The 14,586-nt window shown below is 54.1% G+C and carries 13 protein-coding genes; 11 read left to right on the forward strand and 2 right to left on the reverse strand.

Annotation, left to right across the window (positions count from 1 at the left end; all coding sequences use genetic code 11):
* Positions 1 to 1,803, forward strand: coding sequence for an ATP-binding protein (locus ACJ77P_RS03425; protein WP_367359668.1), 1,803 nt, complete (start codon positions 1 to 3; stop codon positions 1,801 to 1,803).
* Between the two features lie 30 nt (positions 1,804 to 1,833).
* Here the strand turns inward: ACJ77P_RS03425 and ACJ77P_RS03430 are convergent, their stop codons facing one another.
* Entirely contained in the window at positions 1,834 to 2,613 is a 780-nt protein-coding gene (locus ACJ77P_RS03430; protein WP_367359667.1) for an inositol monophosphatase family protein, read from the reverse strand.
* 185 nt (positions 2,614 to 2,798) lie between these two features.
* Here ACJ77P_RS03430 and ACJ77P_RS03435 point away from each other — a divergent pair, with 185 nt between their 5' ends.
* Positions 2,799 to 3,650: a helix-turn-helix domain-containing protein gene (locus tag ACJ77P_RS03435; protein WP_367359666.1), complete on the forward strand. Its 852-nt coding sequence runs from the start codon at positions 2,799 to 2,801 to the stop codon at positions 3,648 to 3,650.
* Between the two features lie 149 nt (positions 3,651 to 3,799).
* The gene (locus ACJ77P_RS03440; RefSeq protein WP_367359665.1) at positions 3,800 to 3,985 is read left to right on the forward strand and encodes a twin-arginine translocase TatA/TatE family subunit; all 186 of its coding nucleotides are present in this window, start codon (positions 3,800 to 3,802) and stop codon (positions 3,983 to 3,985) included.
* Positions 3,986 to 4,227: 242 nt separating this feature from the next.
* Here the strand turns inward: ACJ77P_RS03440 and ACJ77P_RS03445 are convergent, their stop codons facing one another.
* Complete coding sequence (locus tag ACJ77P_RS03445; protein ID WP_408998980.1) at positions 4,228 to 4,704, reverse strand: single-stranded DNA-binding protein; 477 nt, start codon at positions 4,702 to 4,704, stop codon at positions 4,228 to 4,230.
* Positions 4,705 to 4,857: 153 nt separating this feature from the next.
* Here ACJ77P_RS03445 and lysS point away from each other — a divergent pair, with 153 nt between their 5' ends.
* From lysS to ACJ77P_RS03485, 8 genes are all read left to right on the forward strand, one after another.
* Positions 4,858 to 6,348: a lysine--tRNA ligase gene (gene lysS, locus ACJ77P_RS03450; RefSeq protein WP_367359664.1), complete on the forward strand. Its 1,491-nt coding sequence runs from the start codon at positions 4,858 to 4,860 to the stop codon at positions 6,346 to 6,348.
* A gap of 63 nt (positions 6,349 to 6,411) precedes the next feature.
* Positions 6,412 to 7,686, forward strand: a complete 1,275-nt coding sequence (locus ACJ77P_RS03455) for a lipoprotein-releasing ABC transporter permease subunit (protein ID WP_408998981.1) — start codon at positions 6,412 to 6,414, stop codon at positions 7,684 to 7,686.
* A gap of 77 nt (positions 7,687 to 7,763) precedes the next feature.
* Positions 7,764 to 8,444 carry an ABC transporter ATP-binding protein gene (locus ACJ77P_RS03460; RefSeq protein WP_367359662.1) on the forward strand — a complete coding sequence of 227 codons (681 nt, stop codon included), beginning with the start codon at positions 7,764 to 7,766 and terminating at the stop codon, positions 8,442 to 8,444.
* The gene (bamA, locus tag ACJ77P_RS03465) at positions 8,437 to 11,088 is read left to right on the forward strand and encodes an outer membrane protein assembly factor BamA (RefSeq protein WP_408998982.1); all 2,652 of its coding nucleotides are present in this window, start codon (positions 8,437 to 8,439) and stop codon (positions 11,086 to 11,088) included. The genes ACJ77P_RS03460 and bamA overlap by 8 nt, the downstream gene beginning before the upstream one ends.
* Before the next feature lie 45 nt (positions 11,089 to 11,133).
* Positions 11,134 to 11,670, forward strand: coding sequence for an OmpH family outer membrane protein (locus tag ACJ77P_RS03470; RefSeq protein ID WP_367359660.1), 537 nt, complete (start codon positions 11,134 to 11,136; stop codon positions 11,668 to 11,670).
* A 72-nt stretch (positions 11,671 to 11,742) separates the two neighbouring features.
* Entirely contained in the window at positions 11,743 to 12,792 is a 1,050-nt protein-coding gene (gene lpxD, locus ACJ77P_RS03475; RefSeq protein WP_408999392.1) for a UDP-3-O-(3-hydroxymyristoyl)glucosamine N-acyltransferase, read from the forward strand.
* Between the two features lie 38 nt (positions 12,793 to 12,830).
* Positions 12,831 to 13,604: an acyl-ACP--UDP-N-acetylglucosamine O-acyltransferase gene (gene lpxA, locus ACJ77P_RS03480; protein ID WP_367359658.1), complete on the forward strand. Its 774-nt coding sequence runs from the start codon at positions 12,831 to 12,833 to the stop codon at positions 13,602 to 13,604.
* Between the two features lie 22 nt (positions 13,605 to 13,626).
* Positions 13,627 to 14,574: a Gfo/Idh/MocA family protein gene (locus ACJ77P_RS03485; RefSeq protein ID WP_408998983.1), complete on the forward strand. Its 948-nt coding sequence runs from the start codon at positions 13,627 to 13,629 to the stop codon at positions 14,572 to 14,574.
* The last annotated feature ends 12 nt before the right edge of the window (positions 14,575 to 14,586 follow it).

Raw genomic sequence — 14,586 nt, forward strand, 5'->3', positions numbered from 1 at the left:
ATGAACGAAACCGAGTCGAAGGATAAAACGATTCAGGCTCTGCAACGCCAGATTGAGGATATGGCCATCCGGGTGAGGCACCTGGAGAATGACAATATATTGACGCAAGAGGAAAATGAAAGCGTCTTTTTAAAATATGTGGAAATGCTCAACGAATGGAGGAAAAAGAATTCCGAACTGGAAATCCTGAAAAAACACCTTGAGCAGAGAGTTCAGGAGCGCACGGTTCAACTGGAGAATTCCAACCTGGCGCTCTCCGAAGAGATCCGGAAGTACCAGATTGCGGAAGCGTCAAGGCGGGAAAGCGAGGAACGATACCGGACTCTCTTTGAGAACAATCATACCGTCATCCTCTTGACCAATCCCCAAACAGGTCTCATTGTCGATGCCAATCCCGCGGCCTGCCAATATTACCATTGCAGCCGGGAAATGATGAGGCGGATGAAGGTGACGGATATCGATACGCTGACGGAGGTGCAGGAGTTTTTTGAAAGAAATCGGGAGAGTGAGTTCACGAGCAATCACTTTTATTCCCAGCATCGTCTGGCCGATGGCCAGGTCCGGGATGTCGAAGTGTACGTCGGCCCGATCCATATCGATGAACAGCTGCATCTGTGTTCCGTCATCCATGACATTACGGACCGCAAACGGATCGACGAGGAAATCACCAGGGTCCACAAACTTGAGTCCGTCGGGATTCTTGCCGGAGGAATCGCCCACGATTTCAACAATCTTTTGGCCGTGATCATGGGGACCATCACCCTGGTGAAAATGATCAGCAAGAAAGATGACCAGATTTTCAACGAATTGAGCCGAGCGGAGGCGGCCTGCATCCAGGCCCGGGAGCTGACTTCAAGGCTGATTACATTTTCCGAGGGAGGAGGGCCGCTCAAGAGGATTCACATGCTGGATCGTCTTCTCCGGGAATCGGCCAGCATTGCTCTGAGCGGTTCCAACATCCAGTCTTCCTTTGAATTTCCAGAAAATCTGTGGCCTGCACTGATCGATGAAGGACAGATGCAGCAGGTTGTTCTCCATCTGGTCAGAAATGCCCGGGAAGCCATGCCCGAAGGCGGAATCGTCACCATACGGGCGGAAAACATCCGCATCATGAAAGGAGAAAATCCTGCGCTCAAGGAAGGCGCCTATGTGGAATGGTCGGTGGAGGACCACGGCAAGGGCATTCCGGAAGAGGACCGCTCCAGAATCTTTGATCCGTATTTTACGACGAAGTCCTTCGGCAATATCAAGGGAAAGGGCTTGGGGCTGGCCATCTGCCATTCCATCATCAAAAAGCATGAAGGTCTGATCACCTATTCGACAGAAATCGGCAGAGGGACCCGGTTTACCGTTTATATTCCGGCGTCTATTGAAGAAAAGGTTCTTTCCCTGAAAGATGTCGATCAAAAACCGGGCGGTGCCCAGGGGCGGATTCTGGTCATGGATGACGAGGAAACCGTTCGACAGGTCATGGGGCAGATTCTGAACCACCTTGGTTATGAAGTGGTTACCGCCGAAAATGGGGAGGAAGCCGTTGCCATGTACCGGGACGCCAAAACGACCGCTCGGCCCTACGATCTGGTCATCCTCGATCTGACCGTTCGAGGGGGCATGGGCGGGAAACAGGCCATTCAGAAAATGCTGGAGTTTGATCCCGATGTTCGAGCCATTATTGCGACCGGCTATTCCAATGACCCCATTGTGCAATCCTTCAGGGACTTCGGTTTCAAGGAGGCGATTACAAAACCCTTCACCCTCATGACCTTGAAGTCTGCTGTCAGCGATGTCCTCTCCAGAGGATAGCACGAACCGCGTGGCCCGAATAAGCCGCTGTTATTCCTGCGCTTCCGAAAGGGCGGAAAGCATCTGCTGATGGATCTTTCCGTTTGATGCCAGTACGTGGGGGGCTGTCAATGAAAAGTTCCGGCCCCGAAGATCCGTGACGATTCCCCCGGCCTCCTGGACGAGCAGCGAGGCGGCTGCGGTATCCCAAGGCATCAGCTTCAATTCCCAGAAGCCGTCGAACCGGCCGGCGGCGAGGTAAGCCATGTCAAGGGCGGCTGCCCCGGCGCGGCGGATCGCCTGGGCTTTCATGATCATCGAGTTGAAATAATTCAGATTGTTGTTTTCACTTTCCCTGACGTCATAAGGAAACCCCGTGGCGATGAGGCTTCGGGAAAGGTCGGACGTGTCCGACACCCAGATGCGTTGACCGTTGAGCCACGATCCCTTTCCCTTTTCTGAAACAAACATTTCATCCATCATGGGATGATAGACAACCCCGACGATCATATTTCCATCCTGCTCCAAGGCGATGGAGACGCAAAAGACTGGATAGCCGTGGGCATAGTTGGTCGTTCCATCCAGGGGGTCGATGATCCAGCGGTAGCTCGAGTCCCTTTCTCGTTCCGGGGACTCTTCCGTCAAAACGGAGTGGTCGGGGAATTGCCGCTGAATGAGATCGAGAATCAGCGCTTCGGACATGCGGTCCGCTTCCGTAACGAGGTTGACGACTCCTTTATAATCAATGGAATGCGGTGTGTTCAGACGGCTTTTAAGAAGCTCTCCGGCTTTTCGTGCCGCTGAAACAGCAAACTCGGTAAATGGATTCATTCCAGTAAAATCTCCTGTATCGTTCAGATTCCGTATCGCCGAAAACCCTTATCACACAAAAAAGACAAAAAACCAGGATTAATGCCGGCGGATCGATGGGGGGCAACTTTGTATTGCGGAGCTCTCCATTTGATGTTATGCAGGATGGGTCCTGGATTCAGGTAAGGAAAAAAGGTGGATGTGCCATGAGTGCAGAGCAGGTTCATGAGGGACTGAAAACGTTCGTATCGGACTTGAAAGCCGTCAGGGAAGCAAAGGGGCTTTCATTGAAGGATGTTCATGAAAAAACGAAAATAAGTGTTTCGGTCCTTGACGCACTGGAGAAGGGCGAGTTCCACCTTTTACCGCCTGATGTCTATACACGGAACTTTGTCCGGAATTATGCCGATTTTCTCCAGGTGGACAGTCAGCCCTTCCTGGATTATTTCAAGCATGAAAGCGAACAGGCGCCTCCTCCCATCCTTCAGAAGGAATTCACCGGAACCTTTCCTTCCGGTCAACAGCGTTCCTGGAAACGTCTCGCCCTGATTGTATCCGTTCTTTTTTTTATCGGCGCCCTTGCCTGGCTCTTTGCTTCATACACCAATGAAATTCGGATTTTACCGGATTCCGGTTCGGGCAAGCTGGAAGGAACGGCCTCTCCCGAAGAGGAGCCCGCCGGCACGGCGGCTATCAAGGGGGTTGCGACACCTCCGGTTCCAGCGGAACCCCTGCCGGCCGCACCGGATGCCATTCAGCCCCAGGCGGCCCCAGCGGAACAAGCTCAGACGCCCCCCTTACAGGAGGCTGGTGAACATACCTCCAATTCCTACACGCTTATTATTGAAGCGAAGGAAAAGACCTGGCTCCGGATCCGGACCGATGGCCAGGAGACCACGGAAAGAACGCTCCGACCCGGAGAACGGCTGGACCTCAGTGCCAAGGATCGCTTTGCCCTGGATATTGGCAATGCGGCGGGTGTCAGGGTATTGTTCCAGGATCGGCTGCTGGAAAATCTGGGGGGGCATGGGCAGGTTGTTCACCTCAATCTCCCTTGAGCGAAGCCGGGCGATCGGCCTGTCCACTTCATGATCTGTTTGACAACGATAAAATGTTATTTTATGCTGATGATCATGGTTCATATGAAATGAAGCGAATTCGTTTTCCTGCGGAAAACCGAATGTACGCGTAAAGGAGAAAGAACTCTATGTTTGGAATTGGCATGCCTGAATTGCTGGTTATTTTGGTGATCATCCTGATCATTTTCGGAGCCGGCAAACTTCCGGAGATCGGAGGCGCAATCGGCAAGGGAATCAAGAACTTTAAGAAGGCAACAAACGAACCTGAAGAAATTGACGTTACCTCCCCTTCAAAGAAGATCGAGCCGAAATAAGACCACCTGCGGGATATCCCCGCCCGGCTGAACAACGGCCGCCTCCCGGCACGGGGCAATGGGGGTAAGGGTTTCTGAGCCCCGCCTCAACGTTCCACGGTCGTCTTCTTCCCGTTTCAGATCAAAGCCGGCAGCAGGCGGTCAGAGCGCCGCCGTACAGGCGACATAGGAATCCGAAAGTCTGCCGCCTGAGGGCCGCTCCGCCGGCCGGCGTGTCCGGGTGAAGAAATCCGTTGCATGTGTCAGAAGGGGACATCATCCTCCGGCAGAGCCGAGGCGTCGTTGAAGGGCGAATAATGCCCTTCCGGTGCGCTCCTGCTTTCACCCCGATCAGCCCCTTTAGGGCTGAGCATCTTCATATCCTGGGCAATGATTTCCGTTGTATACCGCTTGACGCCGTCCTTCCCTTCCCAGGCGCGGGTGCGGATCCGCCCTTCGATATAGACAAGCAGCCCCTTAGCCAGGTAATTGCCGCAGATTTCCGCAAGCTTGCCGAAGGTGACAATGTTGTGCCACTCGGTTTTCTGAACCTTTTCGCCGCTTTTATCTTTCCACTGTTCATCCGTGGCCAGACTGAAGCTCGTAACCATGGCGCCATCCGGCGTGTAGCGAACTTCAGGATCCTTTCCCAGCCTGCCTACTAAGATCGCTTTATTGATCATGGAATATCCGTCATCCTCCCCTGTCGAAGTCAACTGCAGATGGTTTCTGCTATACACAAATACCTCCGAATTAGCAATCTCATTTGAACCCTGCCGCTGTGAGCGGCAGGTCACGGTCGGGGCATCTGTCCTGTGTTTTCAAAACCTTCTTGACTAACGGGGAAAAAAACGATAGTGAACTTCGCTTTATAACAGTGTTCTGGTGACGATATGGCAGACAGTGAACTTTTTAGGAAAAGGATTGAGAAGATTGACGCCCTGAAAGCCGAGGGGGTTGATTTGTACCCGAACGATGTCCGTGTGGACGACACGACGGCTTCGATTCTGGAGCGATTCGAAGATGCGGATAATGAACTCCTGGGGGGGCTTCATGAGCGGTTCACCCTGGCGGGCAGATTGATGGCCGTCCGGAATTTCGGGAAAGCGGCCTTTATCAATATTCAGGACCGTAAGGGAAAAATTCAGGCCTATCTCCACCGGAACGGAATCGGAGATGCGGCCTACGCCCTCTTCAAGAGGCTGGATGTGGGGGATATCGTTTTTATTGGCGGAAGGCCCATTCGAACCAAAACGGGGGAGCTGACCATCGAGGTGGATGAGTTGCGGCTGCTGTCCAAGGCCATTCGACCGCTGCCGGAGAAATGGCATGGTCTGACGGATGTTGAGACCCGTTACCGGCAGCGGCACGTGGACCTGATCGTCAATCCAGGCGTGCGGGAGGTCTTTGTGACCCGGAGCCGGATCATCAATGCCATTCGCCGTTTCATGGACGAACGGGATTTTCTGGAAGTGGAAACGCCCATGATGCAGCCCAAGGCGGGCGGCGCAACAGCGAGGCCTTTCAGGACCCACCACAACGCCTTGGGAATGGACCTGTATCTCCGGATCGCCCCTGAACTTTACCTGAAGCGGCTCATTACCGGGGGGTTGGAGCGGGTTTATGAGATCAACCGGAATTTCCGCAACGAGGGGATCTCCACCTTTCACAATCCGGAATTTACGATGATGGAATTTTATCAGGCCTATGCAACCTATGAAGACCTGATGACCTTTACGGAGGAGCTGCTGACTACCGTTGCGCAGCGCGTTCTGGGCACGCTGAATTTCCAGTATCAGGGAATGGAGATCGATTTGACTCCGCCTTGGACGCGGATTTCGGTGAAGGATTCCATCCTTCGTTACGGTGGAATAGACCCTGAAATCCTGGAGCATCAAGAGAAGGCCTATGCCTATGCCCGCCAGCTGGGTTTGGAGGTCAAGAATACGGACGCCCTGGGCAAACTCGTGACCGCCATCTTTGAAGAGATTGTGGAAGAGAAACTCGTGCAGCCCACGTTTGTGACCCTTTATCCCGTCGAGGTATCTCCTCTGTCCCGGCGCAATGTCGAGGATCCGGGTGTTACCGACCGCTTTGAACTGTACATCGCCGGCAAGGAGATCGCCAATGCCTTCTCCGAGTTGAACGATCCGGAAGATCAGCGGGAACGTTTCCTCATGCAGGCCAAGGAGCGGGAAGAGGGTAACGAGGAAACGCACGTCATGGATGAGGATTATGTCCAGGTTCTGGAATATGCCATGCCGCCGACGGCCGGCGAGGGAATCGGAATTGACCGGCTTGTCATGCTTTTAACGGATTCGCCGTCCATACGGGATGTGATCCTCTTCCCCCACATGCGGAGGAAAGAGCCGGGAGTGGAATAAGATCCGGCCTTTCGTTTCCTGAACGGCAGATCTCTTTTCAACCCGGTGCGGTTATTATACAAAATGTCCTATGAATTTTTCATCAATCTGCGCTATCTACGCGCAAAAAGGAAACAGGTTTTCGTTTCCATCATCACGTTTATTTCCATAGCGGGAATCTTTCTGGGTGTGGCGGCGCTGATTATCGTGCTGGCCGTGATGAACGGGTTTGAAACGGATCTGCGCAACAAGATCCTGGGGATTAATTCGCACATCGTTCTGATGGAATATCAGGGGACGATGAAAAACTACCGTCAGGTCATGGGCGAGGTGAAAGAGATGCCTGGGGTTGTGGCCTCCACCCCCTTTATCTACAGCCAGGCCATGCTCAAGAGTGAAGGCAGCGTCAGCGGTGCGGTTCTGAGGGGACTTTCTTTGAAAGACGCCTTCGGAGTCCTTGATCTCGGGCGTATGAAGGCGGGAAGCATCCAGGCCCTTGCGGGGACCGAATCGCACGACCGTGCCGCGGGGGAGGCGGAAGCTCCGCCCGGCATTGTAATCGGCAAGGAGCTTGCTAAAAATCTTGGCCTGATCCTCCATGACCCTGTGTATATCATCACCCCCATGGGGGTCTCCACGCCGATGGGATTTGTCCCGCGGATGAAGAAATTCGTGGTCGTCGGCATTTTCGATTCGGGCTTTTACGAATATGATTCCACCCTGGCCTATGTGTCCCTGGCGGATTGCCAGGAATTTCTGAACCTGGGGGATACGGTTTCGGGGATCGAGATCAAAGTGGATGACATCTATCGCGCCGACGTCATTGCCCGAACCATCGAGAAAAAGCTGGGCTTCCCCTACTGGGCCAGGCACTGGATGGAAATGAACAAGAATCTATTCTCGGCCCTCAAGCTTGAAAAGCGGGTCATGTTCATTATCCTCAGCCTGATCGTGCTGGTGGCCGCCTTCAACATCATCAGCACCCTGATCATGGTGGTCATGGAAAAGAACAAGGACATCGCAATCCTGAAATCCATGGGCGCCACGTCACGAAGCATCATGAAAATCTTCGTGTTTCAGGGGGTGACGATCGGAACGATTGGAACGACTCTGGGAATGCTGGGGGGGTTGGCTCTGGCCCACAACCTCTCCGGGTTGTCCGCTTTTATCGAACGGCTCTTCGGATTCAAGATTCTGCCGGGAGATGTCTACTATCTCAACCAGCTGCCTTCCCGGGTGGATTATACGGATGTCGCCGTCATTGTGATTGGATCGCTCATCATCTCGTTTCTTTCCACGCTCTATCCATCCTACCGGGCGGCACGGCTGGATCCGGCGGAGGCCCTGCGAAATGAATAGGGGCGACCAGGGGGGATGCCGGTCATGAGGGCAGACGACGGAAGGGCGAGGGGTTGCGGCGGAAAACGATTCCGGGGATGGGCGTTGTGATCCAGGTTCATGATCTCAAGAAGACTTTTGTTAAAGACGGCAGCCGGATCGAGGTGCTTCGCGGAATCAATCTGAGTATTGACGACGGGGATTCTCTGGCGATTCTCGGCGTTTCCGGCGCAGGCAAGACGACATTCGTCCATATCCTGGGGACGCTGGACAGGCCGACCTCCGGAACGGTGCTGTTTAACGGGCTGAATGTTTTTGACTGGCAGGAAAAAAAGCTGGCGTCCTTCAGAAACCGGACGATCGGTTTCGTCTTTCAATTTCACAACCTGTTGCCCGAGTTCAACAGCCTTGAAAATACGATGATGCCGGCCCTGATCCACGGGATGTCACGGCGCGACGCTCTTGCGAAGGCTGAAACGATATTGCATGATGTAGGCCTTGGTGATAGGATGACGCACAAACCTTCGGAACTTTCCGGTGGCGAGCAGCAGAGGGTTGCCGTTGCCCGGGCGCTGATCATGGAGCCGGAAATTCTTCTTGCTGATGAACCCACGGGGAATCTCGATACGGAAACCGGCCGAAAAATTGAAGATATTCTTCTGGAACTGAACCGGCAAAAGGGGATTACCCTGATTGTGGTAACCCACAACCAGTCCTTGGCCGGCAGAATGTCGCGAAGCATTGGCTTGCGGGATGGGGAAATATATGCCTGTGCATAAGAAACTATCTCTAGTGATATGCGGAATCTTTGTGATCGGGCTTGCAGCCTTTCTGCTGGGAGCAGGAATTTCCATCGCCGGAGAGGCGGCGCGCATTGCCGTCCTGCCCTTCGATATTTTTACCTCCGCGGAGAAGGCCTCATTGCAGGAGGCGATGTCCCGGCAGCTGTCCAGCGAATTCCGTAAATCCAAAAATGTCCAGCTGGTTGAGGAAAAATCTTTTGCGGACGCCCTGGCCGGTCAGGCGGTCACCGAAGCCCTGGGCTTTAAGATCGGGAGCATGACGGGCGCCGCTTATGTCGTTCTGGGAAGCCTTTCTGAATTCGGGGAAAGCCTCAGTGCGGATATCCGGGTTCTGGACATCCGCCGGTCAACGGCCCTGCCGCCCCTGTTTGTCCAGGGGAAACGGAGCGCAATCGACAAGCTTGCGGCGGAGCTCAAATCGACCGTTCTTCTCAAGATCGCACCGGAATTGCGCATCGCCAGGGTCGAGATCCAGGGCAACCGGAAGATCGGGTCCAGCGCCATCGAACAGGTGCTGAAGAGCCGGCAGGGCAGCCTTTTTTCCGAGGAGGATGTTTCAGCAGACATCAAGGCCATCTACAAGATGGGATATTTTAATGATGTGTCGGCGGAGACGAAAAGCACCTCCGAAGGCCGGATTCTGGTCTTCAGCGTTCAGGAAAAGGCCATGATCGCGGAGGTTCAGATCGAGGGCAACAAGGCGCTCAGCCGAAGTGACATTGAAGCGGTCATAAGCGCGAAGCCCAAACAGATTCTCAATGCGGAGAAGGTAAAGGCCGATGTCCAGAAGATCAAGGAGCTCTACGACAGCAAAGGGTACTACAATGCCGAGGTCCTGGATCGGATTGAATCTTCCGGACCCAAGGACATGCGTGTCGTTTACAGGATCAAGGAGCATGACAGGCTGTTTATCGAAAAGATCAGCTTTGAGGGAAATAAGACCTACACGGAAAAAGAACTCCGCAACATGCTCAGCACCACGGAAAAGGGCATCCTTTCTTTCTTTACCGATTCCGGGATACTCAAAAGGGAACAGCTCACGCAGGATGTTGCCAAACTCAATGTTTTTTATCTGAACAATGGGTTCATGAACGCGAAGGTCGGAGAACCGGAAATTTCCTATGACCGGAAGGGCATCTATGTCAAGATTCCCATTACGGAAGGAGAGAGGTATCGCGTCGGAACGGTTGAGATCACAGGCGACGAACTGACCGTTTCCCGGAAGGACCTGCTGTCTAAGCTGAAAATCGCCAAAAAGGAGCATTTCGACCGCGAAGCGATCATGAAGGACATCGATTATCTGACCCAGGCATGCAATGATGAGGGTTATGCCTATGCCGATGTCAGCCCCCGGACGGTCCCTCAGGAAAAAACCCAGTCCGTGGATGTCATGTTCGATATTACGAAAGGGCAGCATGTCTACTTCAACCGCATTGAAATAACCGGAAACACCAAGACGAGGGACAAGGTCATCCGACGCGAGTTGGCCATCAAGGAGGGAGAGCTCTACAACAGCTCGAATCTGAAGAAGAGCTACGCAAACCTCAACCGGCTGCGCTATTTTGAAGAAATCGACTTTCAGACGGAGAAAGGTCCGGATGAAAGCAAAACGGATGTCAATATCCGGGTCAAGGAAAAGCAGACCGGCCTTCTCAGCCTGGGAGCCGGTTACAGCGCCCAGGACCGCGCCATGCTGACGGCGCAGATATCCCAGCAGAACCTCTTCGGCAGAGGGCAGATCCTGAGCCTCAAGGCAAATCTGGGTTCGAAAACCACCCTGTATCAGCTGTCCTTTATAGAGCCTTACCTGATGGATATGCCCCTGTGGAGCAAGTTTGATCTTTGGAACCTGGAGAGGGAATACAACTCCTACGATCTGGATTCAAAGGGCGGGGGTGTCACGCTGGGATATCCCCTCTGGCCGCAATATCAGATCAACGGCTACATCGCTTACCGGTATTCGCTGGATGACGTCACGAACGTCGATGGGGACGCTTCGAACTATGTCAAGGACCAGGAAGGCGAGAACACGACGAGCGGAGTGACCTTGTCGCTGGGTCGGGACACGACGGATGACAACATGTTTCCATCGAAGGGATCGAAAAACACGATTGCGGTGGAATATACCGGCGGTCCCCTGGGGGGAACCGTGGGGTTCACGAAATACACGTTAAGTTCCACCTGGTTCTTCCCTCTCCCGCTGGAAACCGTTCTGGGAACCAGGGCCCGGGCGGGGTACATCTCGGCCCACAGCGGCGAAAGGCTCCCCATTTATGAGCGGTTTTACCTTGGGGGAATCAACTCTCTCCGCGGATTGCGTGATGTGGGGCCCAAGGACGAGGAGGGCGACGTGATCGGCGGCAAGACGATGTTCAACGTCAACGTGGATTTTGTCTTTCCGCTGATCAAGAATGCGGGGATGAAGGGGGTCATCTTTTTTGATGCCGGAAATGCCTGGGAAAGCGGTTACGATCTTGGCGATCTTCGCCAGACGGCGGGCGTCGGCATCCGCTGGTATTCCCCCATTGGACCGCTCCGCCTGGAATGGGGCTATGTGCTTGACCGCGAGGAGGACGAACCGGCGAGCCGCTGGGAATTCACCATCGGCATGTTCATGTAAGGGATGGTCAGATCCGTTTATTTCACAGTTAAGGAGAGTTTTTTCATGAAAGATAAACTTATGAGGATTTCGCTGTTGGTCTTTGGTTTTGTTTTTCTGTGTTCGCTACCCGCGGCCCTGGCCGCTGAAAAAATCGGATTTGTGGACGTTCGGGAGGTTATGCTGAATTCCGTGGAGGGGAAAAAGGCCTCTGAGGAATTAAAAAAGACCTTTGAAAAAAACAGGGCGCAGATTTCGGCCAAGGAGGCGGAACTTAGAAAACTCAAGGAAGATCTGGATAAGCAGCGTTCCGTCCTGAAGGAGGCGGCCCTGAGAGAAAAGGAAAACGCCTACCAGAAGAAGCTTCGCGATTATCAGCAGATGGTCAAGGATGCCAATGAAGAAATGCAGAAACGGGACCAGGAGCTTTCCAAGACTCTGCTGCCGGAGATCATGAAGGTCATCAGTGACATCGGGACGAAGGAGAAGTTTACGGTCATCCTGGATGTCGGATCGGTTCCCGTGCCCTTTTTCTCCAGGGAAAATGATTTGACCAAGCGCGTTATCGAAGAATTCGATCGGACCTACAAGCCGAAAAAGTAACGGCTGGTGATGAAGGATCGGAAAGAACGAATGGAAAAGTAATCCGTTCCAGAAAGGAATATGAACGGGGAAGTGAAAAAGACGCTCAATGAAATCGCCTCTTTTCTGGGGGGAACGGTTGTCGGGGATGATCAAGCTCTCATTGGCTCGGTTCGGGGAATTGACGAAGCCGGTCCGGGAGATATCACCTTTGTCGCCAATGCGCAGTACGAACAGAAGCTGCTGACCACAAAGGCCTCAGCGGTCCTCGTTTCCAGAGACACGGAAAGCCCCGGCAGAAACCTGGTTCAAGTTGACGACCCTTACGCAGCCCTCGGCAGGCTGCTGGCTTTGTTTTACCCGGAGGAGAAGGAAATTCCCGCCGTCAGCGGCCGGGCGATGATTGAGGAGGGCGCTGAGATTGCTCCGTCGGCCACGGTATACCCCGGGGTCTACGTCGGCCGGGGGGCCAGGATCGAAGCGGGGGCTGTTCTCTATCCCGGCGTATTTATCGGCCGCGAGGCCGTCATCGGTGAAGATTCCGTTCTCTACCCCAATGTGTGCGTTTACCGGCGATGCCTCATTGGCAGGCGGGTCATTCTCCATGCTGGTGTGGTGGTAGGGAGTGACGGCTTCGGCTTTGCCAATCCGGGGCGCGACAATCTGAAAATCCCCCAGATCGGCATTGTCCAGATCGATGACGATGTGGAGATCGGTTCCAATACGACCATCGATCGGGCAACCCTCGGCCGGACCTGGATTCAGAGGGGCGTTAAAATCGACAATCTCGTTCAGATTGCCCACAACGTGGTGATCGGAGAAAAATCGATCATCGTTTCCCAGGTCGGCATTTCCGGCAGCACCCACCTGGGTCAAAGCGTGATTCTCGGCGGACAGGCGGGGCTCGTAGGCCATCTGGATATCGGTGATTTCGCCATGGTCGGTGCTCAGAGCGGCGTTCATGAAGATGTGAAGGCCCGTTCCATCGTTTCCGGTTCGCCGTGCATGCCCCACCGAACCTGGCTGAGAGCAATGTCCTGTGTGCCACGGTTGCCGGAGATGCGCACGACACTGAACCATGCATTAAAGCGCTTGGAGGTGCTGGAAGGGCAGTTCAGTGAGCATCTGGAAAAAAAGAAGTAACGTTCATGAGCTAAGGCAAAAGAGGAAACAAATCAACCATGAGGATTCATTCCACAGCAGTCGTGTCACCCGAGGCCAGCCTGGCGGAGGGTGTTGAAGTCGGAGCGTACAGCGTAATCGGTCCCGGTGTGACCATCGGGAAAAATACGATTCTCGGATCGCACGTCGTTATTGAACGGGATACGGATATCGGTGAGGACTGCAGGATTTCATCCTTCTGCTCTCTGGGCGGCGATCCTCAGGATTTGAAGTACGAAGGGGAAAAGACGCGGGTTGTCATCGGAAACCATAATGTGTTCCGTGAATATGTGACCGTGAACCGGGCCACGTCGGCGGATATCGGCGTTACCCTGATCGGAGATCACAACCTCATCATGGCCTATTGTCATGTTGCCCATAACTGCAAACTGGGGAACAATATCATCATTTCCAATGCATCCCATCTGGCCGGGCATATTCATGTCGACGACTACGCCATCATCAGCGGCATGGTCGGCATTCACCAGTTCACGAGGATAGGGGCGCACTGCATCATCGGAGGGGCATCTGCGGTGACTCAGGATATCCCGCCCTATGTGACGGCGGCGGGCAATCACGCAAAACTCTATGGACTCAATCTCATCGGACTGGAGCGACGGGGGTTCAGCAAGGAGACCATTGCGGCTCTGAAGGAAGCCTATCGGATCATCTTCCGTTCACCTCTGCGGCTTGAGGCCGCTCTGGAACGGGTGAGGACAACCGTAACGGATACACCGGAGGTGCGCAATTTCATTGAGTTCATCCAGACGTCGGAACGGGGCGTCTGCCACTAGCGCAGAGACAGGGAAAAGAGGGATGAGCAGAATACGGGTGGGAGTTGTCGGAATCGGGCATCTGGGCAATTACCATTTACAGAAATACGCCAGAATCGAAGACGTCGAAATCGTCGGTGCGTCAGACAGCCAGACGGAACGCGCCCGGAAGGCGGCGGACCAGTTCGGGTGCGAGGCGCTGAGCGATCATCGCCGGCTCCTGGGGCGGGTGGACGCGGTGAGCATTGCCGTGCCGACGGGAGCGCATTACGCGGTAGCGCACGATTTTCTTGAAGCCGGGGTTCATGTGCTTCTGGAAAAGCCGATTACGGAAACCCTGGCGCAGGCCGATGAACTGGTTGCCCTGGCCGAGAAGCAACGCCTGGCCTTTCAGATCGGTTTTGTGGAACGGTTCAACCCGGCCATTGTTGCGCTGGAAGGAGTGATGAAAAAGCCGGTCTTTATTGAGGCCCACCGGCTTCACCCTTTCTTCGAACGGGGAACCGATGTGGACGTGGTTCTCGACCTCATGGTTCACGATCTGGATCTGATCCTCCATTTTGTCCAGTCGTCGGTGACGGATGTCGCTGCCGTCGGCGTTTCCGTTCTATCCGAGAAGATCGACATTGCCAATGCCCGTGTGACCTTTGCCGACGGATGTGTGGCGAACCTGACGGCCAGCAGGGTGACGGCCAAGACCATGCAGAAGATCCGGTTCTTTGAAACGAATGGTTACCATTCCGCCGACTGCGCCAAGCGTGAGGTGTCCTCTCTTAGAACGAGGCGGTTTCCCGATGGTAAAGTCGAAATTGTTGCGAATCCGTTGAATATCCCGAAGCATGACCCCCTTGAAGAAGAAATCCAGGCCTTTGTCCGGGCCGTCAAAACCGGCATGCCGCCTCCCGTGACGGGGGAGGAGGGCCGCCAGTCTCTTGAAGTGGCTTTGAACATTGTCGACAGAATTGAATCGGCCCGCAGAAGCCTGAGATGAAGAGCGAATCCT

The organism is Syntrophus buswellii (assembly GCF_046097065.1).
Taxonomy (GTDB): domain Bacteria; phylum Desulfobacterota; class Syntrophia; order Syntrophales; family Syntrophaceae; genus Syntrophus; species Syntrophus buswellii.